The sequence below is a fragment of the Marinobacter sp. DUT-1 genome (genome assembly GCF_050379415.1).
In the GTDB taxonomy this organism is placed as follows: domain Bacteria; phylum Pseudomonadota; class Gammaproteobacteria; order Pseudomonadales; family Oleiphilaceae; genus Marinobacter.
Genome location: NZ_JBNRLS010000001.1, coordinates 1071901 through 1095260, shown reverse-complemented (window position 1 = coordinate 1095260; position 23360 = coordinate 1071901). Strand labels below are relative to the sequence as shown.

At 61.1% G+C, this 23360-nt stretch carries 19 protein-coding genes; 14 read left to right on the top strand and 5 right to left on the bottom strand.

Translation table 11 applies throughout. The annotated features are described in order from the left end of the window. Window position 1: 1 nt before the first annotated feature. Window positions 2–703, bottom strand: coding sequence for a proteobacterial dedicated sortase system response regulator (gene pdsR, locus ACQUTG_RS05000; protein WP_428918320.1), 702 nt, complete (start codon window positions 701–703; stop codon window positions 2–4). Window positions 704–891: 188 nt separating this feature from the next. On the opposite strand from pdsR, the gene ACQUTG_RS04995 reads away from it, so the two are divergent. The 5 genes from ACQUTG_RS04995 to ACQUTG_RS04975 all read left to right on the top strand — a co-directional run bounded on the left by ACQUTG_RS04995 (window position 892) and on the right by ACQUTG_RS04975 (window position 5108). Next, window positions 892–3009 carry a marine proteobacterial sortase target protein gene (locus ACQUTG_RS04995; RefSeq protein WP_428918319.1) on the top strand — a complete coding sequence of 706 codons (2118 nt, stop codon included), beginning with the start codon at window positions 892–894 and terminating at the stop codon, window positions 3007–3009. Further along, window positions 3006–3608 carry a class GN sortase gene (locus ACQUTG_RS04990; RefSeq protein WP_428918318.1) on the top strand — a complete coding sequence of 201 codons (603 nt, stop codon included), beginning with the start codon at window positions 3006–3008 and terminating at the stop codon, window positions 3606–3608. The genes ACQUTG_RS04995 and ACQUTG_RS04990 overlap by 4 nt, the downstream gene beginning before the upstream one ends. Before the next feature lie 51 nt (window positions 3609–3659). Continuing rightward, entirely contained in the window at window positions 3660–4385 is a 726-nt protein-coding gene (locus tag ACQUTG_RS04985) for a lysophospholipid acyltransferase family protein (RefSeq protein WP_428918317.1), read from the top strand. A gap of 73 nt (window positions 4386–4458) precedes the next feature. After that, entirely contained in the window at window positions 4459–4701 is a 243-nt protein-coding gene (locus tag ACQUTG_RS04980; protein ID WP_428918316.1) for a GlsB/YeaQ/YmgE family stress response membrane protein, read from the top strand. Window positions 4702–4703: 2 nt separating this feature from the next. Beyond that, window positions 4704–5108 (top strand): MAPEG family protein, encoded by a 405-nt coding sequence (locus ACQUTG_RS04975; protein ID WP_428918315.1) that lies wholly within the window; start codon window positions 4704–4706, stop codon window positions 5106–5108. A 63-nt stretch (window positions 5109–5171) separates the two neighbouring features. Here the strand turns inward: ACQUTG_RS04975 and ACQUTG_RS04970 are convergent, their stop codons facing one another. Beyond that, window positions 5172–5612 carry an OmpA family protein gene (locus ACQUTG_RS04970; protein ID WP_428918314.1) on the bottom strand — a complete coding sequence of 147 codons (441 nt, stop codon included), beginning with the start codon at window positions 5610–5612 and terminating at the stop codon, window positions 5172–5174. 317 nt (window positions 5613–5929) lie between these two features. On the opposite strand from ACQUTG_RS04970, the gene ACQUTG_RS04965 reads away from it, so the two are divergent. Then, a complete protein-coding gene (locus ACQUTG_RS04965) occupies window positions 5930–7372 on the top strand; it encodes a rhomboid family intramembrane serine protease (RefSeq protein ID WP_428918313.1) in 1443 nt (480 codons plus the stop codon). A 136-nt stretch (window positions 7373–7508) separates the two neighbouring features. Here the strand turns inward: ACQUTG_RS04965 and ACQUTG_RS04960 are convergent, their stop codons facing one another. Beyond that, entirely contained in the window at window positions 7509–8963 is a 1455-nt protein-coding gene (locus ACQUTG_RS04960) for a hypothetical protein (RefSeq protein WP_428918312.1), read from the bottom strand. Between the two features lie 142 nt (window positions 8964–9105). On the opposite strand from ACQUTG_RS04960, the gene ACQUTG_RS04955 reads away from it, so the two are divergent. The 6 genes from ACQUTG_RS04955 to ACQUTG_RS04930 all read left to right on the top strand — a co-directional run bounded on the left by ACQUTG_RS04955 (window position 9106) and on the right by ACQUTG_RS04930 (window position 18720). After that, a complete protein-coding gene (locus ACQUTG_RS04955; RefSeq protein ID WP_428918311.1) occupies window positions 9106–10926 on the top strand; it encodes an ABC transporter ATP-binding protein in 1821 nt (606 codons plus the stop codon). A gap of 267 nt (window positions 10927–11193) precedes the next feature. Continuing rightward, window positions 11194–13956 (top strand): aconitate hydratase AcnA, encoded by a 2763-nt coding sequence (gene acnA / locus ACQUTG_RS04950; protein WP_428918310.1) that lies wholly within the window; start codon window positions 11194–11196, stop codon window positions 13954–13956. A gap of 123 nt (window positions 13957–14079) precedes the next feature. Further along, window positions 14080–14397, top strand: coding sequence for a DUF2288 domain-containing protein (locus ACQUTG_RS04945; RefSeq protein WP_428918309.1), 318 nt, complete (start codon window positions 14080–14082; stop codon window positions 14395–14397). A 69-nt stretch (window positions 14398–14466) separates the two neighbouring features. Continuing rightward, the gene (locus ACQUTG_RS04940; protein WP_428918308.1) at window positions 14467–15375 is read left to right on the top strand and encodes a lysine exporter LysO family protein; all 909 of its coding nucleotides are present in this window, start codon (window positions 14467–14469) and stop codon (window positions 15373–15375) included. Window positions 15376–15487: 112 nt separating this feature from the next. Beyond that, window positions 15488–16447 carry an ABC transporter substrate-binding protein gene (locus tag ACQUTG_RS04935; RefSeq protein ID WP_428918307.1) on the top strand — a complete coding sequence of 320 codons (960 nt, stop codon included), beginning with the start codon at window positions 15488–15490 and terminating at the stop codon, window positions 16445–16447. Then, window positions 16444–18720 carry a diguanylate cyclase domain-containing protein gene (locus tag ACQUTG_RS04930; protein ID WP_428918306.1) on the top strand — a complete coding sequence of 759 codons (2277 nt, stop codon included), beginning with the start codon at window positions 16444–16446 and terminating at the stop codon, window positions 18718–18720. Before ACQUTG_RS04935 ends, ACQUTG_RS04930 begins: the two co-directional genes overlap by 4 nt. On the opposite strand, the gene ACQUTG_RS04925 is transcribed toward ACQUTG_RS04930, so the two are convergent. Then, window positions 18693–20303 (bottom strand): Na/Pi cotransporter family protein, encoded by a 1611-nt coding sequence (locus ACQUTG_RS04925; protein ID WP_428918305.1) that lies wholly within the window; start codon window positions 20301–20303, stop codon window positions 18693–18695. The genes ACQUTG_RS04930 and ACQUTG_RS04925 overlap by 28 nt on opposite strands. After that, window positions 20300–21109 carry a TatD family hydrolase gene (locus tag ACQUTG_RS04920; RefSeq protein WP_428918304.1) on the bottom strand — a complete coding sequence of 270 codons (810 nt, stop codon included), beginning with the start codon at window positions 21107–21109 and terminating at the stop codon, window positions 20300–20302. The genes ACQUTG_RS04925 and ACQUTG_RS04920 overlap by 4 nt, the downstream gene beginning before the upstream one ends. Window positions 21110–21217: 108 nt before the next feature. On the opposite strand from ACQUTG_RS04920, the gene ACQUTG_RS04915 reads away from it, so the two are divergent. After that, complete coding sequence (locus ACQUTG_RS04915; protein WP_428918303.1) at window positions 21218–22063, top strand: polyphosphate kinase 2 family protein; 846 nt, start codon at window positions 21218–21220, stop codon at window positions 22061–22063. A 23-nt stretch (window positions 22064–22086) separates the two neighbouring features. Next, entirely contained in the window at window positions 22087–23358 is a 1272-nt protein-coding gene (locus tag ACQUTG_RS04910; protein ID WP_428918302.1) for a D-amino acid dehydrogenase, read from the top strand. Window positions 23359–23360 lie beyond the last annotated feature (2 nt).

Here is a 23360-nt window from a genome sequence, read left to right as displayed (position 1 = left end):
GTCAGACCTCATGGGCGTTCCAGCGATAGCCCATGCCGTAGGCGGTCTGGATGCCGTCGAACTGGTCATCCACCTGCTGGAATTTGCGGCGGATGCGCTTGATGTGGGACGTCACGGTGTTGTCATCGAGCACGGTGCTGGCGGCGTCCATCAGCTGATCCCGGCTGCGGACATGGCCGGGGTGACGGACCAGTGAGTGCAGCATCCAGAATTCGGTGACGGTCAGGTCAATGGGCTGGTCGTTCCAGGCTACGGTCATCCGGTCCACGTTCAGGGTGAGCCGGCCCCGCCGGAGCAGCTCATCCGGTTTCTGCAACGCTTCGGCCCAGGCATCGGCCCGGCGCAGGAGTGCGGTGATCCGGGCCAGCAGATGATCGATGCTCATGTCCTTGGTGACATAGTCATCGGCGCCCAGCCGCAGTCCATGAACCGTGTCGATGTCGCTGTCCCGGGCCGTCAGGAAGATGATCGGCAGGGTCATCGACAGCTGCCTGAGATCCTGGCACAGCAGGAAACCGCCTTCCGGCTCATCGCCAAGCCCGACATCAATGATGGCAAGATCCGGCAATTCCTGGTGCAGCGCCTGAAAAGCCGAAGTCCGGTCCCCGTAGGCTGAGACCCGGTAGCCTCGGCGCTCGAAGGCGGCCCGGTAATTGTCCCGGATCGCCGGTTCGTCTTCGATCAGCACAAGGTGTTTCTTCATGGTCATCGACCGGTTGCCTGAATGGAGTTCCTATTTAACCATGGCAACCGGCCAGAACAAGGTCCAGGGGCCTGTTGCCACAATTGATCATTATTCGTCGTCGTATTGTCGCACTCTGCCACGGCCTGAACCTTTCGGGTTGGTGAAATAGCGGTCATCCACGGAATTGATCGGGAAAGGACCTTGTGATGATGCTATCAACGACCCTGCTCAGACTTTCAGTGCCGGCAAAAACCACAACCCGGGCCCGGCTACGCCGGTTCATGGAGGGCATTACTCTTTGGCTGGCGTTTCTGTTGCTTCTGTTCGTTCAGCCCCTTTACGCCGAAGCGAATGTGGCCGACGAACTCCAACCGGGGCTGCTGCATTTTACCGATAGCCGGGGCAATTGGCAGGCGCCCGCGCTGGTGCTTGAAAGTGACTTTGATGTCACGGTCAGCGGACTGATTTCCGACACCCGCCTAACCCGGCGCTTCCGCAACACCAGTGACGACTGGCGCGAAGGCGTCTTTGTGTTCCCACTGCCAGAGAAAGCGAGCGTTTATGCCCTGGCCATGACGGTGGGTGAGCGTACGATTATCGGCGAAGTACGGCCGAAAGAGCAGGCCCGACACGAGTATGCGGAGGCGCGGGACAGCGGCCGGCAGGCTGCGACGGTGGAGCAGCAGCGCCCCAATCTGTTCACTTCCCGGGTAGCCAATATCCCGCCCGGGGAAGACATCACCATCGAGTTGCGCTATCAGCAACCGGTGGATTACCGGAACGGTCAGTTCTCGTTGCGACTGCCCACCACACTGACACCGCGATACATGCCCGGGCCACTGCTGCCGACGGGCGAGGTCTCTGGCTGGAGCGAGGGCTGGGCAATTGCCACCAGGGACGTGCCGGATGCCGATGCCATCAGTCCGTTCACGGTGCGACCGGAGGACGTTTCCGCCGATAGCCACCGGGCCCGGATCAGCGTGTCTCTCAATGCCGGACTGGAACTGGCGGACGTCACCAGCCCCGGCCACGACCTGGAAACCCGGGCCGATGGCCGGCAGGTCCATGTGTCGCCGTCGGAAGGGACAGTGCTGATGAACCGGGACTTCGTGCTCCGCTGGCGCCCCGTTCGTGGCAGTGAGCCGGTGGCAGCGGTCTTCCACGAGCAGTTCGGCGGCGAGGATTACCTGATGACCATGGTGGTGCCCGGGGCCGCTCCGGATCAGACCTTGCCCCGGGAACTGGTGTTCGTGATCGATACCTCCGGTTCCATGGCCGGCGAATCGATACGCCAGGCGAGGCAGGCGCTCGGGCGGGGTCTTGATACCCTCTCCAGCGAAGACCGGTTCAATGTCATCCAGTTCAATTCACAACCCCATGCCCTGTTCATGGCGCCGGTGCCGGCCAATGGCAATAACCTGGCCCGCGCCCGTCGTTATGTCAGCCGGTTACAGGCCGAGGGGGGTACGGAGATGAGCTCGGCCCTGTCGCTGGCGCTCAGCGGTGACCGCGTCGACGGAACAGAGGATGCCGCACGGGTCCGGCAGGTGGTATTCATCACCGATGGTGCCGTGGGCAACGAGGCGGAGCTGTTCCGGCAGATTCACGAGCAGTTGGGCAACCGGCGTCTGTTCACCGTCGGGATCGGTTCGGCCCCCAACATGCACTTCATGCGGGAGGCGGCCCGTTGGGGGAGGGGTACCTATACCGCCGTCAGCAATCCGTCGGATCTCGGTGGCCCGTTGGAGGCCCTGTTCTCGGCCATGGAAGCGCCGATGCTGACAGGGCTTCGGACCGAATGGCCGGCGGCCGGGGCGGAAGTCTACCCGGAACGCCCGGGCGACCTGTTCCGGGGTGAACCGCTGGTCCAGGTCGTTCGCGGTGTGCCGCCGGAGGGGCAGCTATCGATAACCGGCCTGGCACCGGATGGCAGGCGCTGGGAGCGTAAACTGGACCTTCGGCAGTCTGCCGGGGGTGCCGGGCTGCACCGGCGTTGGGCCCGCGCCAAGATTGACAGCCTGCTGGACCGGGCCAGGGTTCAGGGCGAGCAGCCGGACCAGAAGCAGATTGTCCGGCTGGCGATGGCCCACAGCCTGATGTCGCCATTTACCAGCTTCGTGGCGGTGGACAGCACACCGGTGCGCTCGGGCGATGATCCGTTATTCGCTGACAGCGTGCCTACCCTGTTGCCGGCCGGTACCTCGGCCGGAATGTTGCGATATCCCCAGACGGCCACAATTTCACCGCTACTCATTGCCTTGGCGCTGGTCGGCTTGATGTTCAGTGGCGCGATCGTGCTCCTGCGCGGGAGGGTAGCGTTGTGAGCCGGATCCTTTTGTTGCTGCTCAGTTCGTCCGCCACCTTGCTGGTGTTCGGGCTGTGGATTCCCATCAAGGCGGTGGTCGCCCAGGAACTGCTGGCACTTGCCTGGGCGGAAAGCCAGGCCCGGCAGACCGAAACCCGACCCTGGCCCTGGGCGGACACCTGGCCGGTGGCCAGGATGGCGCTGCCGGAACTGGACCGGTCCATGATTGTGCTGGAGGGTGCCCACGGCGAGAGCCTGGCCTTCGGTCCGGGCCGGGTGCTTGGCGGGTTGCCCGGTGAGGGCCCGGTCATCATTGCCGGCCACCGGGATACCCACTTCCGGCAGCTCAACGAGCTGGCGCCGGGAAGCGATATTCGCCTGCAGGGAAAGGATGGCCAGTGGCAGGACTACCGGGTTGAGGCTTCCCGGGTGGTGGACAGTCGCCGGGAGCAGATTGACACCCAGCGCCTGTCCCCTGACACGCTGCTGCTGGTGACATGCTACCCGTTCGAGAGCCTGGATGCCGGCGGGCCGCTGCGTTATGTGGTAACAGCAAGGCGCCAGGCCCCGGCACCGGGTAACTCGCTGGAACAAATTGATACTGTTGCAGGGCTATAGCCTTGGCGTACACTTGTGCGCCAGTTTTATGTAACAGAGAAGCTGTACCTGATGGGTGTTTTGAGAAAGCTGTTGGCGTGGCTGAGCGTGCCGGTAATCAGCCTGTTTGCAATGGTCCTGTACCTTGCCCGCCCGTTCAATCCGGATAACAACCGTATGCTGGGGTGGGTTGTCGCCCGCTTTGGACGCTGTATCCTGGGCATGGAACGCCCGGTGGAAGGCCGGGAGAACATGCCCCGGGATCGGCCCACCGTGGTGATCGCCAATCACCAGCATAACGATGACCTGTTCGTCATGGGGGATCTGCTTCCTCCCCGGACGGTCACCGTCGGCAAATCCTCTCTGGTCTGGTTGCCGTTTTTCGGTCAGGTATTCTGGCTCGGGGGCAATGTCATCCTGAACCGGGGCCGATCCAGGAAAGCCATAGCGGCGATGCAGCTGGTTGGCGAAACCATCGCCCACGACCGGAAAAGCCTGTGGGTGTTCCCCGAAGGTACCCGTAGCCATGGCAAGGGGCTGGGCAGCTTCAAGAAGGGTGCCTTTTATGCCGCGATTGCCTCCGGTGCCCCCATTACGATGGTCTGCGCCAGTGAATACGCCGACAAGACCTGCGGCCTGCTGGGGCGCCGTGAACCGGTGGCCATTCGCATCCTCCCTCCGATCGAAACAACGGATCTCAAGCCCGAGGATGTGCCCGAGCTGATCGAGCGCTGCCGGTCCCGGATGGCCGAAGCCATTACCTCCATCACGCCCGCCTCTGGTGCCGGAAGTGCTTGAAGCACCGCAGGAAACAGGGCAGTCTTTGCGTGGACTGACCGTTTCTTGAAGCATCCTCAGGGAGAGGCGAGAGATGAACCTGATATATTTTCTGATTATTGGTGGTGTGGCCGGCTGGCTGGCCGGGCTGATCATGAAAGGGCGTGGCTTTGGTGTACTGGCCAACATTGGTATCGGTATTGTCGGCTCGTTTATTGGTGGCTTCCTGTTCGGGCTTCTGCAGTTGGCGGCCCACGGCGCTCTCGGCCGGCTGGTGACGGCGACCGTGGGGGCCGTTCTGTTGCTGGCCATCGTTAACAAGATCAAGAAGGGTTAAGCATGATTGTCCCGGTAACCGGTGTCTTTGCCGCTGTAATCGGTTTGCTCCTGCTGGTGCTTTCGGCCCAGGTGGTGAGGTTCCGGCTCAAGTACCGCAAGGGCCTTGGCGTTACCGAGGACCGGGCTTTCGAAGCGGCGGTTCGCGCCCATGCGAATCTGGTTGAGTATGCGCCTCTGGGTTTGCTGATGCTGGGGCTTGCGGAACTCAATGGTGTGCCCAGTGGTTTCGTGTACTGGACCGGCATGGCCCTGGTGGTGGGGCGAATCCTGCACGCCTGGGGCATGATCAATGGCCATGGGGGGCCTCACCCGGCCCGGATGATCGGCATCATCCTGACCTGGCTGGCCATTCTGGTGGCATCATTGCTGTTGTTCTGGAACGTCTGGCAGGTATACGGCGGCTGATCCGTCAAAAAGCAAGCGGGGGCCCATGGCCCCCGTTTTCCGTTGTGGCATGGTCTCCCGGGATTACAGGGCCTGGGCCATTTCCTGGGTCAGGTATTCCAGTTCCACGCGCCGGTTGGCGGAGTGATCCTCGAGAGTGGCCAGCGGCCGGGTTGATCCCCAGTGTGCCAGCTGGATCTGGTTTTCGCCCACGCCTTCCCGGATCAGGATCCGGGCGGTGGTGCTGGCCCGCAATCGGGACAGGAACTGGTTGTAATCCTCAGTGCCGAAGTTGTCGGCATGGCCATGGATTCGTACTTTCAACCCCGGATATTGCCGGAGGTAGGCGGCGTGCCGGCGGATGATCTCCAGATCATCATGGTCCAGAGAATGCTTGTTGAAACCGAAATGAAATTTCATTCGATGAGGTCGTTGCCCCGCAGTGGTGGCCATCGCCGCCGTAAAACCTGATGCCAGCGCCGCTTTGGCCAGCAGTTCCGGGTTGTCCAAAACGAGTACGGTCATGTGCAGTTTCCTTGGTTCCAGTATCCGGTTTTTGTTGTTATTCCTGTTCACTATTGGCGGTGGCAGGAATAACGGCAATTGGCGAAAGGTCGATAGGACGCGGGTGCATCGTCTGGCTGCCACCGATTTAATGTCATTTATATGACTCAGGTGTGACAGTGTCCCGCACCGGCTCCGCTATCTGTGGGGCTGTCCACATTTCTCGGCTTAAGCCGGTGTAACCGTCGCCACAAGACCTATTACACCGGGAAATGCGGGCAGGGCTGTGGTAAAAAAGCAGATTTTCAGGGACAGAATATGATGAATTGTGACCGCCGATGCTGATTATCCCTGCCGAGAACGCCGTTAACTGGAAACGCCCGCCCCTGGTTACTCTGGGGCTGATGTTCGCCTGCCTGCTGGTTTTCCTGTTTTACCAGGGCGGAGACAGCCGCAAGATCGAGCAGGCGGTTGAACAGTATCTATCCCACGATCTCCAGGAGCTGGAAGCGCCGGTCTACGAGGATTACCTGCAACGGCAGATCCAGTTCCGGGGTGAGGAAGAACGTGTCTATGACCTTCGGGAATTCCAGCAGCTGCAGGAGGAGAACGCAGACTTCTGGATCGCCATCAGCCTGATGATGGACCGCGACTTCTACCACTACCTGCTGGAGAACCGCGATATCCTCTGGGCACCGTCGCAGCGGGCATACTGGCTGGATCAGCGGACCGCGATCGAGCGGGACTTCATCAGCCAGCTCAGTGCCCAACAGCTGGGCCTGGTGCCCGCCGATCTCAAACCCTATACCCTGATTACGTACCAGTTCCTGCATGGTGGCTGGGGCCATATCATCGGTAACCTGCTGTTCCTGTTCCTGCTCGGCTTCACGGTGGAGAAGGCGCTGGGCCCGGGGCGGTTTCTGGTGGCCTACGTGGTGTGTGGTGCCATTTCCGGCCTGGTGTTCACGGCCTTTTCCGCGGGAAGCCCGCTCCCCCTGGTAGGGGCTTCGGGGTCGATCTCGGGTCTGATGGGCATGTACGTTGCCATCTACGGTTTGCAGAAGATCCGGTTTTTCTATTTTCTCGGCGTGTACTTCAACTATTTCCGGGCACCGGCGCTGGCCATGCTGCCGGTCTGGCTGGGCAAGGAAATCTACGATTACTGGTTCGCCGGAGCGACCGGTGTCGCCTACATGGCCCACGCCGGCGGCCTGGTAGCGGGGGCCGGCCTGGTCTGGCTGTTCGGACGCAGCTGGCTGCATGTGCGGGAGGAATTCTTCGAGCCGGAGGAAGCCGAACAGGATGCCCGCTTTACCACCAGCTATGCCCAGGCCATGGCGAGCCTGGGCCGGATGGAATTCGATCTGGCCCGCCGGCAGTTTGAGGCCCTGCGCCAGCATTATCCGGATCGGCCCATCTTGCTGGAGCACCTGTACCAGCTGGCCAAGCTGAGGCCGGACCTGCCCGCCTACCGGGACCGTACCCGGGAACTGATGGAAGATGCCCTTAGCCGGCGTCAGCCAGAGCAGATGGTTGAAGTATGGGAGGAATATCTCGGCAAGGGCGAGCATCACCAGCCGTTGGCCGCCGAGGACCACAACCGGGTGCTGTTTACCAGCTTGAAACAGCAGAATTTCAAGGCCGCCGAGAAGGCGTTCGAACGGTTGCGGGCGACGGGAGATGAATTGCTGACGTCAGAGGCCTGCCGGCTGCTGGTAAGCGAGTTCGAGAAGCGGGAGATGGAGCCGAAGGCGCGGCATTATCGGCAGTTGCTGACCTGAGCGGAGGGGCTGGCGGTGAAAACGGGGTCAGAAGAAAGCGTTCTTCTGACCCCTACGTCAGACCAACCTCGCGAGTTCGTCTCCAAACCGGGGTCAGATGAATGCTTTCATCTGACCCCAACTTCACGTTCATCCCTCACTCCGTTACAGCAAAGCTCGCCTTCGGCCCCTTCAGCGGCTCCTGCTTCTCCGCCTGTTCCAGATACGTCCCGATTTGCCCATGCAGCGGATGACTCGGGCACTTTTTCTGGATAAACGTCAGGAAGGCCGTCGCCTTCTCCCACTGTTGCAGGCCGTTGGCCAGGATTTGCGCCACCAGCAGATACGCCGGGGCCAGCTGGTCGCTGTCCGGGAACCGTTTGTGGAAATCCTGGAGCAGGCGCAGGGCGGGTTTGAAGCGGCCACGGTGATACATGGCGCGAGCGCAGCGGACAGACAGCTCCGGGTCCTCAAGCCGGAAGGTGGGTTCGGCCTCCTGCAGCAGGGAAACCAGTTTGGCAATGCTCTCGCCGTCGTTGCTGTTCGCCAGCCAGTTGAGAATCCGGGCATGATAACGATGCAGCTCTGGCACATCCTTGCGGGCCATCAGCAGCTTGTACAGCTGGGCGATTCTCAGAGCATTTTCCGGGTCCCGTTTCAAGGCTTCCCTGAGCATGGACTGCACCCGGTCGTAATTGCCGTCCTTGAGGTTCATGTCGATATCGGCATCAAAGCGGGCGCTCCTGTCCCGACTCTGCGCCTGGGCAAGGGTCTCACCATCCTGAACGTCTGCCGCAAAACCCAGCTCCTCCTGGTACTGGAACAGCAGGTAACCGAGCATATGGAACAAGATCAGGGTGAAGGTACTGTTCAGGAAGCCGGCCAGGGGCTGGGAGAACCATAGCGGGAAGTGGTTCAGGGCGAAATCCTGTGCGGCACCGGAGGCCAGGGTGAGCAGGATCAGATAGCCGTAGAGCAGGAAGTAGGGTGTCCCGATGCGGGAAATCAGCAGAGCCAGGTTCATGGGATTCACGGCCGCCCCCACCGAGCGTTCCATGGCCAGAACCATGATGCTGGCGGGCAGGGCCAGCACGACAAAGGCGATGGCCAGCATTCCCAGGATTGGGCCGCCGAGCATGGCCGCGGCCCCGACGAGACCACCCATCACCACGAACACCAGAAGTTGCAGAACCACGATATCAAAGCCGCTGCCGGTAAAGGCTACGGCCACAGGCGGTGGTTTCATGTGGCCTTCGGCGGTGTGATTGATCACAGCGTAGGTATACTTGAACAGAGCCAGGGCGAGCACAATCCAGATCAGGATGCCGATCAGGTTTGCCGGGGCGATTACCGGCACCAGGGTGCAGATGGCAATCACGATCAGCGGATCACTGTGGAACGGGTAGCGGAAAAACGCGCCGATCCGGTTCCAGAACGGGACCGCCTCGGTGGCCGCACCGAGGTAGCGCATCGCCTTGCTGCAATGCGGACAGAGCGCCTTGCGCTGGCGGGTATCGGCATCGGGCATGCAGCGGCTGCAGTAGTGGATCTGGCATTCGCCGCAGTGCCATTTGGCGGGTTCACCGGGGTGGTAGTGGCAATCGTGTTTCACAGCGGGTCGGGTTCCTGGTCCGTCAGAGTCAGGCGGGTCATGATGACAGAACTGAACGGGCCGCGCAGCTACCTGGTTAACAGGTAGACTGTCAGCTCACACTCTCCGTATTGAACGGAAGACATTCGGGTCCGGAGGAGTCTTGCAACACGATAACCTGCAACAGCCGGCTGATTCCGTTGGCGGGCATCAGCCCTACCGCTGGCGCGACATCTTTCTGCTGGCACTCAAGCACAAACCGCGTCTGGTGCGCGCCAACCTGCTGGCGATCCTGGCAACGGTCATGGCCGTACCGGTGCCCCTGTTGCTGCCGGTACTGGTGGACGAGGTTCTGCTGGACGAAGCCGGGCCGGTACTTCCGGTCATGGATGCCATCCTGCCTGCCGCGTGGCAGGAGCCTGTGGTCTACATTGGGTTGATGGTGGTGGCAGCGCTGCTGCTCCGGTCCGCCGCACTGTTCTTCAATGTCCTGCAATCCCGGGAATTTTCCAAGGTTTCCAAGGATGTCGTGTTCCGCATGCGCTCCCGGCTGCTGGGCCGGCTCCAGCGTGTGGCCATGTCGGAGTATGAGACCCGTGGTTCCGGGGCCATCAGTAGCCACTTCATCACCGATCTGGACACCATGGACCAGTTCCTCGGTACCACCATCAGCCGGTTCCTGGTGGCCAGCCTGACCGTAATCGGTACCGCTGTTGTATTGCTGTGGGTGCACTGGCAACTGGCGTTGCTGATTCTACTGTTCAACCCGCTGGTAATCTTCGCCACCATCCTGATCGGCAAGCAGGTCAAGGAGCTCAAGCGTCGGGAGAACAGCGCCTACGAGGAATTCCAGGGCGACCTGACCGAAACCCTGGACGCCATTCACCAGCTCCGGGCGGCCAACCGGGAAAAACACTACCTGCGACTGTTGATCGACCGGGCGCGGGTGGTCCGGGATCATGCCATTCGCTTCCAGTGGCGAAGTGATGCGGCCACCCGGGCCAGTTTTGCCCTGTTCCAGTTCGGTGTGGACGTGTTCCGGGCCGCGGCGATGGTCACGGTTCTACTCAGCGACCTGAGCATCGGCATGATGTTCGCCATCTTCGGCTACCTGTGGTTCATGCTCACTCCGGTCCAGGAAATGCTGAACATGCAATACGCCTGGTTCGCCGCCAACGCTGCCCTGGGGCGCATTAACCGTTTGCTGGAACTAAAGGAGGAGCCGCGCTATCCCGCACTGGAGGACCCGTTCCGTGGCCACCACACGGTAAGCCTGACGCTGCGGGATATTCATTTCGGTTATGACGACGAGCAGGTGTTGCAGGGCATTAACCTCCATCTTGATGCCGGTGAAAAAGTGGCGGTGGTCGGTGCCAGCGGTGGTGGCAAATCCACCCTGGTGCAGATCATCCTCGGCATGTACACGCCGCAGCAGGGTGAGGTGCTGATCAACGATGTGCCGGTGCAGCGGATCGGGCTGCCGAGGCTGCGGGAACATGTGGCCACCGTGCTGCAGCATCCTGCCCTCTTCAACGACACCGTCCGGCAGAATCTCACCCTGGGCCGGGACAAGCCGGATGCCGAGCTGTGGGAGGCGTTGCGTATTGCCCAGCTCGACACCATGGTGGCGGCCATGCCCAAGCAGCTGGATACCGTGATCGGCCGTCAGGGTGTCCGCTTGTCAGGGGGGCAGCGCCAGCGCCTGGCCATTGCCCGGATGGTACTGTCCGATCCGTCGCTGGTGATTCTGGACGAGGCCACCTCGGCGCTGGATGCCGAGACCGAATATCAGCTGCATCGGGACCTGGAGGGTTTTCTCAGGCAACGGACCACCCTGATCATCGCGCATCGGCTCAGTGCCGTGAAACAGGCGGATCGTGCCTGCGTGTTCGAGGATGGCCGAATCATCGAGGAGGGGCGGCATGAGGAGCTGATTGCCCGGGAAGGTATCTATGCCCAGCTGTACGGGGAGCGCCAGACCTGAGATCCGGGCCGGCGGTGAGCCTGTTCTTTCTCTGCAACTTTCGGTGTCGACCTTGGTCTGATATTCACGGAAGTGATCCCGAACATTCACCGGCCATCGGTTGAAGTCCTGCCAATAGCTGCAATAGTTAAAGGTGACTTCACAATGCCGTGCCTTGTCATCACCCTGTTTGGTCTGTCGCGGAGCGCGTTCTTGCAAGCAGTATGATGAAAGGGCTCCCGAGAAGCCTTCCGGAATGTTCGGATAACGACGAAAAGGAGGCACCACATGTCGAATGAAAGTCTTGGAAAAGACAGCCTGAATAGCCTTTCCGCCCTGGATGCGGGTGGCAAGACCTTCCATTACTACAGCCTGCCCGAGGCAGCCAAAACCCTGGGCGATCTCAACCGCCTGCCGTTCTCCCTAAAGGTCTTGATGGAGAACCTGCTGCGTAACGAGGATGGCCTCACGGTCGACCGGTCCCACATCGATGCCATGATGCAGTGGCTCAAGGATCGCAGATCCGATACCGAGATCCAGTTCCGTCCGGCCCGTGTGCTGATGCAGGACTTCACCGGGGTGCCCGGTGTGGTCGATCTGGCGGCCATGCGTGAAGCGGTCAAAAAGGCCGGCAAGGATCCGGCGTTGATCAACCCTCTGTCGCCGGTGGACCTGGTGATCGATCACTCGGTGATGGTGGACAAGTTTGGTGATGCGTCCTCGTTCAAGGATAACGTGGCCATCGAGATGGAGCGCAACCAGGAGCGATACGAGTTCCTGCGCTGGGGCCAGCAGGCCTTCGACAACTTCCGGGTGGTGCCACCGGGTACCGGTATCTGTCACCAGGTGAACCTGGAGTACCTGGGCAAGACCGTCTGGCAGAAAGACATGGACGGCAAGACCATCGCCTATCCGGACACCCTGGTGGGGACTGACTCCCACACCACCATGATTAACGGCCTGGGCATCCTGGGCTGGGGTGTTGGCGGTATCGAAGCCGAAGCCGCCATGCTCGGTCAGCCGGTTTCCATGCTGATTCCCGAGGTGATCGGTTTCAAGATTACCGGCAAGTTGCGGGAGGGCATCACCGCAACGGATCTCGTGCTTACCGTCACCGAAATGTTGCGCAAGAAAGGTGTGGTGGGCAAGTTCGTCGAATTTTACGGCGATGGCCTGAAAGACATGCCGGTGGCGGACCGGGCCACCATTGCCAACATGGCCCCGGAATACGGTGCCACCTGTGGTTTCTTCCCCGTGGATGAGCAGACCCTCACCTACATGCGCCTGACCGGTCGCGATGACGCCCAGCTGGAGCTGGTGGAAGCCTACGCCAAGGCCCAGGGCCTGTGGCGCGAGCCGGGCCATGAGCCGGTGTATACCGATACTCTGGAATTGGATATGGGCGATGTCGAGGCCAGTCTGGCCGGCCCCAAGCGTCCTCAGGATCGGGTCGCCCTGAAAAACATGAAAGCCTCCTTCGAACTGCTGATGGAAACCGCCGAGGGGCCCGCCGAAAACAGGGAAGCCAACCTGGAATCTGAAGGTGGCGGTACCGCTGTGGGTGCGCAGGATGCCTATTTTGAACATCCGGCCAGTCAGCCCTTGCACATGAACGGGGAAAAGAGTCGCCTGGACCCGGGCGCCGTGGTGATTGCCGCGATTACCTCCTGCACCAACACCTCCAACCCCAGCGTGATGATGGCCGCCGGCCTGATCGCGAAAAAAGCGGTGGAGAAGGGGCTGAGCACCAAGCCCTGGGTGAAGACCTCGCTGGCCCCGGGTTCCAAGGTGGTTACCGACTATCTGGCGGTGGCCGGTCTGCAGGAAGATCTGGACAGGCTCGGCTTCAACCTGGTGGGCTACGGTTGCACAACCTGTATCGGCAACTCCGGTCCGCTCCCGGAGGAAGTGGAGAAGGCCATTACGGATGGTGACCTGACGGTCGCGTCGGTGCTCTCCGGTAACCGCAACTTCGAGGGCCGGGTGCATCCGCTGGTGAAAACCAACTGGCTGGCGTCGCCGCCGCTGGTAGTGGCTTACGCGCTGGCCGGTAACGTACGCGTCGACCTGAGCAAGGACGCGCTGGGTAACGACAAGGACGGCAACCCGGTCTATCTGAAAGACCTGTGGCCGAGCCAGAAGGAAATCGCGGAGGCCGTGGAGCAGGTGAAAACCGACATGTTCCGCAAGGAATATGGCGAGGTGTTTGAGGGCGACGAGACCTGGAAGTCCATCAAGGTGCCCGAGAGCAAGGTGTACGAGTGGTCCGACAAGTCCACCTATATCCAGCATCCGCCGTTCTTCGAGGGTATGGGCGAACAACCGGATCCTATTGAGGATGTCCGGGATGCCAATATCCTGGCGCTGCTGGGTGACTCGGTGACCACCGATCACATCTCACCGGCCGGTTCCTTCAAGCCGGACACTCCGGCCGGCAAATACCTGCAGGAGCATGGTGTGGAGCCGAAAGATTTCAACTCTTACGGCTCCCGTCGGGGTAACCACGAAGTGATGATGCGCGGCACCTTCGCCAACGTGCGCATCAGGAACGAGATGCTCGATGGCGTGGAAGGCGGATTCACCAAGTTCGTGCCCACCGGCGAGCAGATGGCCATCTACGATGCCGCCATGAAATACCAGGAAAGCGGCACGCCGCTGGTGGTCGTTGCCGGCAAGGAGTACGGTACCGGCTCGAGCCGCGACTGGGCGGCGAAAGGTACCCGCCTGCTCGGGGTCAAAGCCGTGGTGGCGGAATCCTACGAACGCATCCACCGCTCCAACCTGATCGGCATGGGGGTAATGCCTCTGCAGTTCCCGGAAGGTGTGGACCGCAAGAGCCTGAAGCTCACCGGTGAGGAAACCATCAGCATCGAGGGTCTGTCCGGCGACATCAAACCGGGCCAGAGCCTGAAGATGACGGTGAAGTACAAGGATGGCTCTACCGACAGCTGTGAACTCAAGTCGCGGATTGATACCGCGAATGAGGCGGTGTACTTCAAGCATGGGGGGATCCTGCACTACGTGGTGCGTGAGATGCTGAAGACCGCCTGACGGAGTGAAAGTGGGGTCAGATGAAGGCCTTCATCTGACCCCATCTTCACCCCGTGTTTTACCCTTCGATTTCAGGTAAGCTGGCGCCCTTCCCGACAACCCGTTGAACGAAGACAAGGTCCCATGGCTGAATCCTCCCGAGACGACATCAAGGCCAAACTCAACCTCGAAACCTCCCGCATCAACTGGCACGAACTCCAGACCTACTTTGCCCGGGGGCAGGTCGTGCGCGTGGCGCCGGAGCTGGATTTGCTGGAGGTTGCCGCCGAACTCACCGCCGATAACAAGGCGCAGTTCGAGCAGTGGATGCAGAAAGGGCAGGTGGGGGATGTAGCCCCTGACGTAGCCCGGACCTGGTACGATCGCAATGCCGAGCTCTGGGCCGTGGTTGTGGCGCCCTGGGTGCTGGTACAGGACCGCTCGGGCCACGTACTGCACTAAGCCTGAGTCTTTCAGCCATTCCCGCATCCCGCCCGGGACGTTTCCCCCTTATTCCAGCTTGAGGACACCATGCTCACCGGAGCCCTGCTGATACTGGCACCGTTGTTTCTCGGTTTTGCCATTCCCCTGGCCAATCGCCGGCTGATGACGTTTATCCATTACACCGTCGAGACCCTCGTGTATTTCATCCTGGCGTTACTGGGCCTGGGACTGGGTCAGATGGAGGGGTTGGCGGCCCAGTTGGGCAACATGGCGGTACAGGTCACCGCCCTGGTCGCTTTGCTGTTCGTGGCCAACATGCTCGGCCTGTGGCTGTTTCACCGTTGGCAGCCGATGCAGGTCGAGCAGGATGACAGCGAAGGGCGGCCCGGGTATCGGCGCCTGTTCCTGGCAGGGTTGAAGCCCTTGGTGGCGGTGATTGCCGGCCTGGTTGCCGGTTATTTTCTGCTGCCGGCCCTGCCCATGACCGACCAGGTGGCCACCTGGGCACTGATGCTCCTGCTGTTCCTGATCGGTCTGCAGCTGCGCAATGCCGGGCTGTCCCTGCACAAGCTGTTGATGAACCGGCAAGGGCTGGGCATGGCGTTGTCCGTGATGGCCAGCTCCCTGGTCGCCGGGGTAACGCTGATACCGGTCCTCGGACTGCCTTGGCATGATGTGCTGGCTCTGGCTTCGGGATTTGGCTGGTACTCCCTGTCGGGTATCGTCATCGGTGATGCTCTCGGCCCGGCCTGGGGTGGGGTGGCCTTTCTCAACGATGTGCTGCGGGAGATCATCGCACTGGCGATCATTCCCCTGTTGATCGCGGCCCGCCCGGCGATGGCCATCGGCTATGGTGGCGCAACAGCCATGGACTTCACGTTGCCGGTGATTCGCAGTAGCGGGGGGCTGGCGTGTGTGCCGGTGGCCATCGCTTCGGGGTTCCTGCTTTCATTCTTCTCGCCCGTGCTCATGGGCGTGTTCCTGTCGCTCGGATAAGGTCGACTGCCAACGGATTGCTAACAGGGATTTTACCGCTGTAATGGCAGACAGTAAGATGAGAACCTATAAGAATATGAGCAAAGTGTAATTTTCTGGTCCGGAGTTTCTGATGCACCGCCGCCACTTTCTGGGAGCCTCTCTGGCAGCCGGTTTTGCCGCCCTGGGGCTCAGTGGTTGCGGTACTGCCCGCCCGCTCCGATTCGGAATTCACCCATGGATCGGCTATGAGCCACTGTACCTTGCCGAGGAGTTCGGCTGGCTTCCCTCTTCCGTGACGCTGGCAAAAGGGCAATCGGCACTGGACTCCATGGAGCTCCTGGAATCCGGTGACATTGACGGCGCCGCACTGACTCTGGATGAGGCCATTCGGGTGCATGTTCAGGGCACCGAATTGCTGGTGGTGGGGGTAACGAATGTTTCCGTGGGCGCCGATGTGCTGGTGGTGAAGCCGGAGATCGAAAACCTTGATCAGTTGCGAGGGCGTCGGATTGGAGCGGAAATGTCTAGCGTTTCCGGCACCTTACTGTTGAATCTTCTGGATAGGGCCGGCATTGCAAGGGATAAGGTGACGATAGTCGATCTCCCGATGGATGAGCATTTATCCGCCTGGAGGCGGGGAGATCTGGACGCCGTCGCCTGCTATGAGCCGACTGCATCAACCATCGTTGGCCTTGGCGGTGTGAGGCTCTTCGACAGCAGCCAATTGCCCGAGACAATCTTTGACGTGCTTGTGGTGACGCGGGCATTCGCCGCGTCGGGAGAAGTGGCTGTTCGTGCTTTACTGGAGGCGCATTTTGCCGGCCTCCGCCACCTTGTGCGAAACCAGTATGACTCCATCTACCGGGTCGCTACCCGACAGGGCACCTCGCCGGCGGCCGTCAGGTCCGCGCTGGCCTCGGTCATGTTGCCGGACCTGGCCTCGAATCAGCGGTACCTGGCGAAGAATGGCCGGATCGAACGGGTTGCCCGCAAGCTCTCGCGGATGCTGGCCCGGGAGGGGCAGATTGCCCGGGCGCTGGAAGTGACCCGTTTTGCCAGCAGTGACTTCCTGCCCAGGAGTGGTTCGTGAGGAAGTGCCTCATCGGGTGCCTCGCGCTCGTCACTCTGTCATTGTCCTTCTCCGGGACCGTCATTGCACAGGGCGTTCAGGAACTGAGGTTTGGCGTCTATGCCTATCGGCCCGAAGCCATTATCCAGGAGCGATATCAACCTCTGACAGATTATCTGTCCGGAAGGATCGGGGTCCCTGTAAAGCTCGAGGTGCTTGATCATGAAAGGATGCGCAGTGCTCTGGTCTCAAACCAGCTGGATTTCTTCCTCACCAACCCCAGCCAGTTTCTGATCATCCGCAGCGAACGCAGCCTTTCCGGCGTATTGGCGACCCTGGTGCGCAGGGAGGGCGAGGTCGCAACGGCGAGCCTTGGCGGCGTGATTTTTACGACAGCCGGTCAGGACGACATCACCAGCCTGGCGGATGTCCAGGACAGGACGATTGCCTCGCCCGGGCGCCATTTTCTGGGCGGCTTCCAGGCCCAGGCGCTGGAATTGAGGGAGGCCGGCGTAGATGTGTTCAGAGACAACCGGATCAAGCTGGTTCGAAGCCATGACCGGGTGATACGGTCGGTGCTCCGGGGAGACGCTGAGATTGGCTTTGTGAGGACCGGTATCCTCGAGGAGTTGGCGGAGGACGATCCTTCTTTGCTGGACCGTATCAAGATCCTCAATCGTCAGAATCTGGTTGGCTTTCCCTATGTTGTCTCCACACGTCTGTATCCGGAATGGCCGGTTGTCGCTCTGCCCCATGTGGACAGCAACATTGTCCGCCGGGTGGCGTCGGCTCTGTTCGCGATCGAGGAGGATTATCCGGCGGCACTGAGTGCCGGTATTGCCGGTTTCGCCCCGCCCGCCGACTACCAGCCTGTGGAATACCTGGCCCGGGAACTACGGGTTGAACCCTATGACCAGATACCGAGTCTGACCTGGCCGGAGCTGGTTCGACAATACTGGGGCTGGTTGGCCGCCATTGCGATCCTGGTTTTGTTACTGACCGGTTCCATGTTCTGGTTGGGCCGGAAGAGACGGCAGCTGGCGGCCGAGCAGCAGCGACTGCGCCGCCTGATCCTGAGCTGGCCTCAACCCATGTTGATGCTCCGCGATGGCACCTATGTAGACAGCAATCGCGCTGCTCTGGAGCTGCTGGGGTTTGCCGTACCACAATCGATCCTCGGCAAGGACATTGCCGCGTTCTCGCCGCGGATGCAGCCGGATGGCGAAGTTTCGCGGCAAAAAATGCAAAAGCTTCTGAGTCGGGTGCGCCGGAATGAGGTGGTGCAGGTCGAGTGGGCGTTCCGGCGTTCTGACGGCTCGCAAATCTGGGTCGATATGACGCTGGCGCCGGTTCATGAAAAGGGCGATATACAGCCCTATGTCCTGTGTTCCTGGTATGACGTCACGGACCGAAAGGAAGCCGAGCAGCGCCTGCGTCTGGCGGCCAGTGTGTTTGATCATGCCCGTGAAGCCATTTTCATCACCGACCTCCATGGTTCGGTGATCGACGTCAACGATGCCTATGTGGAGATTACCGGCCGGACCCGTACCAGCACGATTGGTGGCCTGCCACCATTGCCTCTGGAGGAGGGGGCCGGAGTGTTCTCCAGCGCCCGGAGAAACGGCTTCTGGTCCGGCGAGTTTGTCAGCAAGCGTCACAATGGTGAGCGTTTTAACATGGCGTTGACGATCAGCGGGGTCAGGAACGAACAGGGTGCCATCAGCCACTTCATGGGCATTTTCTCTGACATCACACAGCTCAAGGCTCATGAGAAGGAATTGCGCACCATGGCGCATTACGATGCGCTGACCCATCTGCCGAACCGGGTACTGTTTGCCGACCGGATGAGCCAGTTCATGGCCCAGGCCCGGCGCCAGGGGGATTCATTGGCAGTGGTCTACATTGATCTGGACCAGTTCAAGCCGGTCAACGATGCCTTTGGCCACAAGGCAGGTGACGAGCTATTGATTGAGGTGGCCGCCCGTATGCGAGCCGAGTTGAGGGAAGAGGACACCCTGGCTCGAATCGGAGGCGATGAATTTGCGGCGCTGGTTGTGAATATCGAGGAACCGGCCGTGCTGACAAGTCTGCTGGCACGACTGCTGCGTGCCGTCTCGGTACCGGTCCTGGTGGCGGGTCACCGGGTACAGGTATCAGCAAGTATTGGTTATGCCCTTTACCCCCAGGCTCAGGAGCTGGACGGTGATCAGTTACTGCGTCAGGCTGACCAGGCCATGTACGAGGCCAAAAAGCAGGGACGTAACCGTTACTGCGGGTTCGATGCGGGTTCCTGATCTCCGTTCACAAGCCGGGACACTGGCCGCCAGGCGAGCGCCTTGTTCCATTGGTCAACCAGCCGACGGATGGAGCTGAGGGTATCCAGGGTGGTCTCGCCATCGGTGGTGGCGATCTCCCGACGGACGATCATGGCTAGCAGCTCTGATTTCAGCTGATGGTAGATTGTCTCCTCCTCGTCCATGGTGCCCGGCAGAGGCTCATCTGCAGCCACCAGAGTTCGCAGGGTGCCGATGTACCGCTCCAGGGATTCGGACAGCCGGACCATGCCTGGCTGGTCCTGGGCCTCCTTGAGTTTCAGCAGTTCCGCCGCCAGGTCTGTGGCTTCCATCAGGTACCGGCAGGTGCGGATGCTCAGGGTCAGGGCATCCACGGTTGAGGGGTGCATCTTTTCGGCCCGGACTCTCGAGACGTAATCGACGATGGCCGTGTTCAGGCTCCGGCAGGCGTCCGCCTTGGGCTGGATCTGTGCCGGCCTCAGGTCTTCCCGGTCCAGGCAGACCCTGAGCAGCCCCCGGATCAGGCCGATCAGGCGCTTCATTTCCTCATCCACCGCGGCGACCGCCAGTTCCGGCGTGGCTACCAGGGTGTTATCCAGGTGCCGTGGCTCGGCGTTATCCTCTTCCTTGCTGCGGAACAGCCGTCCCAGAAAGCGGGCAAAGTGGGGCGTAAACGGCAGCATCAGCAGTGCCCCGAGGACATTGAACAGGGTGTGGAACAGAGCCAGGGACACCGCGACATTGGCGTCCAGCTCAAGCCAGCGGGCCATCAGGGCCACGACCCAGAGCATGACCGGCAGAATGAGCAGGGCGATGACGCCGGTTGCTGCGTTGAAAAGAATGTGACCGATGGCCAGGCGTCGGGCATTGGCGGTGGCCTTAAGGGCGGACAGGGCAGCAGTGGACGTGGACCCCAGGTTGGCGCCGATCACGGCGGCAGCAGCGCTGTTCAACGGGATCAGCCCGCCGGCGGCCGCGGTCAGGACGATGGCCAGGGCCGCGCTGGAGGACTGGGTCAGCACCGTGGCCAGAAAGCCGATCAGGATGAACATCGGCAATCCGTAGCCCATATCCACCAGGGTCTGGCTGTCGATTCCCACGGTCAGGGATTCCAGCGACGTTTTCAGGATCGACAGGCCCAGGAAAAACAGGGCGAAGCCGGCCAGCGCCTGGCCCAGTGCCTCGCTACGGGTGTTATTGGTGGCCAGCTTGAGCCCCATGCCGAGACTCAGCAGGGGCAGGGCAAAGGCCTCGATATTGAAGCCGAAACCCACGAGGCTCACCAGCCAGGCGGTCATGGTGGTTCCGATGTTCGAGCCGAAAATGACCCCCAGGGACTGGGAGAGCCCAAGCAGGCCGGCGTTCACGAAGCCGATGGTGGCGACCGTAACCGCGCCGGAGGACTGCACGATACCGGTGATCAGAAAACCCGCCGCCAGGCCTCGCAGGGGTGTCTTGGTCCAGCTTCCCAACAAGTGACGGAGGTGGCGTCCGGCGGCATTCTTCAAGCCATCGGTCATCATCTCCATGGCCAGCAGGAACAGTGCCAGCCCGCCGAGAATCTGGAAGACGGTCGCGGTCATCGCTCGGGGAAGAAAGTCCGGAGGCTGTTGGCATAGGTCTGCGTCAGAACCTGGTCCAGCGGCAAGTCCTTGACCTCGGCGATCTTCTCGGCCACAAAGGGCAGATAGAACGGCGCATTTTCCCGGCCCCGGTAAGGCACCGGCGTCAGGAACGGGGCATCGGTTTCCAGCAGGATCTGTTCAATGGGCGCCATGCGCACGATATCCCGTACGTTCTCTGCCTTGTTGAAGGTGGTGATGCCGTTGAAGCCCAGGCACCAGTCCTGATCCAGAGCATAGCGGGCCAGGCCCGGGCCGGAAGTGAAGCTGTGAATGACGCCACGGCGTTTCAGGGTGGTCTCGAACTCCTTGAGGATGGTGATGGTGTCCTCGTCCGCTTCACGACTGTGGATTACTACCGGCCGGTCGGTGTCACAGGCAATCTGCAGTTGACGGCGGAAGACGTCCCGCTGCACCTGGCGGTCGGCGTTGTCGTAGAAATAATCCAGGCCGATCTCACCCACCGCCACGATCTTGTCGTCAACGGCGTGGGCGCGGATCTCTTCCTCCACCGAACCGGTGTAGGTTTCCGCCTCATGCGGGTGGATCCCCTGGGTGCCGTAGACCCAGGGTGCGACCTGGCTCAGTTCCCGGACTTTGGGCAGGTTCTCCGGTGACACCGCGATGGTGATCACGCGTTCAATGTTCACCCTCTGGCTCTGCTCCAGGGTTTCCTCCAGTGGGCGGTCCTTGAGGTAATCCAGGTGACAGTGGGTTTCGATGATCGGGTGATCGAAAACCGGAATCTCACGACGTTTCTTGCTCATTGCTTTGACTGAACTCCATCGCAACCTCTGGTCTGGCTGCTATTCTGGGAACTTGATCCCGCAAGTTTACCAGTTTGTGCGATTGTTAACCTGTTTCGGACTATGACTATGGGAAAGGCTTTTATGGATGTATCGGCGTTCGCCAATGCCTGGTGTTTTGATCCCGACAGGCCCCGGTTCCGGGACTACCCCACGTTGCTGGACGATGACGGGGAGATCCCCGCCCTGGAAGCCAGCCTGGAGGAGATCGGCGAATATCAGCGCCGGCTCTGGGCCAATCGCAAGCGGGCTCTTCTGGTGGTGGTTCACGGGCCCGACACCAGCGGCAAGGACAGCCTGATCCGTACCCTCGCCACCTATGCCGATCCTGCTGGCTTCCATGCCTGGTCGTTCAGCCGGCCGCAAGGGGCGGAAGTCCGCCATGATTTTCTATGGCGGGTCACGCCCTACCTGCCGGGTCTGGGCGAGATGGTCGCGTTCAACCGGAGTCATCACGAAGCGGTCATTGCCGAGCGGGTCTGGCCGGTCCATGCCGCGGACAGTTACAACTGGGATAACCGCTACCAGTCCATCTGTAATTTCGAGCGCCACCTGGTGCAGGAGGGCACGAAAATCCTGAAAATCTGGCAGAACCTGTCTGAAGACGAGCACCGCCGGCGCCTGCTCAAACGCCTGGACAAGCCCCGCAAGCGTTGGAAATTCGATAAATCCGATATTGATGGCTGGGCCAGACGGGCGGAGTATGGGGCCTTTGCCGAGCAGGCGGTGGCGGCAACCCATACCCGGGAAGCACCCTGGTTTGTGGTTCCCGGAGACCGGAAACCCCAGGCCCGGGCGATTGTGGCCGCTATGCTGGCGGAACAGCTCAAGCAACTGGCCCCGGACTATCCGGCGGAAGATGACGCGGTGCTCAAGGAATACCGGCAATTGTTGGCCAAGAACGGGGTCAGCTGAAAATAACGGACGCGGAGGCGTGCATGCACATTGTAGTAGTCGGTGGTGGTGTGGTCGGAGTAACCACAGCCTGGGAATTGAACCGTCGGGGCCACCAGGTAACGGTTATCGAGCGCCATGATATTGCCGGCAATGAAACCAGCAAGGGCAACGCTGCCCAGCGCTCCTACGGGGTGGTTTACCCGTGGGCGGACCCCTCGATGGTGTTCAAGGCATTGCCATGGCTGTTCAAACAGGACGGTCCTTTGAAGCTGCGGATGCCGCCATCGGTGGAAGCGGTGAAGTTCATGTTTGCCACCCTCCGCTATGCCTGGTCGCCGGGCCTGTTCGGTCTGAACCGGCGGGCCATGCTGCGTTTGGGCATTCACAGCCGGGAGCGCTTCCTGAAGCTGGAGGAAGAGCTGGACCTCGACTTTGACGGTGACCATAAGGGGCTGCTCCATCTTGCCAGCACGCCGGAGGCGTTGGAGGGGTATCGCGCCGTACATGACTTGCTGACCGAGCTTGGTATCCCGTCGCGACTGCTCACACCGGAACAGGTACGGGAAGTGGAGCCCGGCATGGTCGGCGGTGGGCCTCTGTACGGTGCTCTGAGCTACGAAACCGACGGCACCGGCGACTGCCACCTGTTTTCCCGGGCTCTGGCGGGGGCCTGCGAGGAGAAGGGGGTGAAATTCCGCTACAACGTTGAAGTGGATAACCTGATCGCCGATGAACACCGGGTGGATGCGCTCGCCCTGCGCAATGCCGATGGCGAGCGGGAGATCCTCAAGGCGGACGCCTTTGTGATAAGTGCCGGTTGCTGGTCACCGACACTGGTGCGGCCTCTCGGACTGGATCTGCCCATCTACCCGATCAAGGGCTACAGCATCACTGTGCCGCTAAAGAATCAGGAACACGGGCCGGTCAGCACCATCCACGATGACAACTACAAGGTGGTCTCCACCCGGCTGGGCGACCGGTTGCGGGCCACCGGATTTGTGGAGCTGGCGGACTTCAACCGGGACATTCCGGAAGCCCGTATTGCCACCATTCGCAAATCGGTGGAATCCCGCTATCCCGGTTGTGCCGACCTGGACGCGGCAGAGACCTGGACCGGCTTCCGGCCCATGACCCCGGACGGCCCGGCCATCATTGGCCGGGGCCCGAGAGAGAACCTTTATCTGAACACCGGCCACGGCACCTTCGGTTGGACTCTGTCCGCTGGCAGCGCCGACGTCATTGCCCGGGTGATTGACGGCGAAGCTTCACCGGTCAACCTGGACGCGTTCCGGCCGGGACGCTTTCAAGAGTAGGG

Bases quoted from the DNA above. Each gene is read 5' to 3' on its own strand.
- pdsR (WP_428918320.1), bottom strand. From the start codon at position 703: ATGAAGAAACACCTTGTGCTGATCGAAGACGAACCGGCGATCCGGGAC.
- ACQUTG_RS04995 (WP_428918319.1), top strand. From the start codon at position 892: ATGATGCTATCAACGACCCTGCTCAGACTTTCAGTGCCGGCAAAAACC.
- ACQUTG_RS04985 (WP_428918317.1), top strand. From the start codon at position 3,660: ATGGGTGTTTTGAGAAAGCTGTTGGCGTGGCTGAGCGTGCCGGTAATC.
- ACQUTG_RS04980 (WP_428918316.1), top strand. From the start codon at position 4,459: ATGAACCTGATATATTTTCTGATTATTGGTGGTGTGGCCGGCTGGCTG.
- ACQUTG_RS04975 (WP_428918315.1), top strand. From the start codon at position 4,704: ATGATTGTCCCGGTAACCGGTGTCTTTGCCGCTGTAATCGGTTTGCTC.
- ACQUTG_RS04970 (WP_428918314.1), bottom strand. From the start codon at position 5,612: ATGACCGTACTCGTTTTGGACAACCCGGAACTGCTGGCCAAAGCGGCG.
- ACQUTG_RS04965 (WP_428918313.1), top strand. From the start codon at position 5,930: ATGCTGATTATCCCTGCCGAGAACGCCGTTAACTGGAAACGCCCGCCC.
- acnA (WP_428918310.1), top strand. From the start codon at position 11,194: ATGTCGAATGAAAGTCTTGGAAAAGACAGCCTGAATAGCCTTTCCGCC.
- ACQUTG_RS04945 (WP_428918309.1), top strand. From the start codon at position 14,080: ATGGCTGAATCCTCCCGAGACGACATCAAGGCCAAACTCAACCTCGAA.
- ACQUTG_RS04940 (WP_428918308.1), top strand. From the start codon at position 14,467: ATGCTCACCGGAGCCCTGCTGATACTGGCACCGTTGTTTCTCGGTTTT.
- ACQUTG_RS04935 (WP_428918307.1), top strand. From the start codon at position 15,488: ATGCACCGCCGCCACTTTCTGGGAGCCTCTCTGGCAGCCGGTTTTGCC.
- ACQUTG_RS04925 (WP_428918305.1), bottom strand. From the start codon at position 20,303: ATGACCGCGACCGTCTTCCAGATTCTCGGCGGGCTGGCACTGTTCCTG.
- ACQUTG_RS04920 (WP_428918304.1), bottom strand. From the start codon at position 21,109: ATGAGCAAGAAACGTCGTGAGATTCCGGTTTTCGATCACCCGATCATC.
- ACQUTG_RS04915 (WP_428918303.1), top strand. From the start codon at position 21,218: ATGGGAAAGGCTTTTATGGATGTATCGGCGTTCGCCAATGCCTGGTGT.
- ACQUTG_RS04910 (WP_428918302.1), top strand. From the start codon at position 22,087: ATGCACATTGTAGTAGTCGGTGGTGGTGTGGTCGGAGTAACCACAGCC.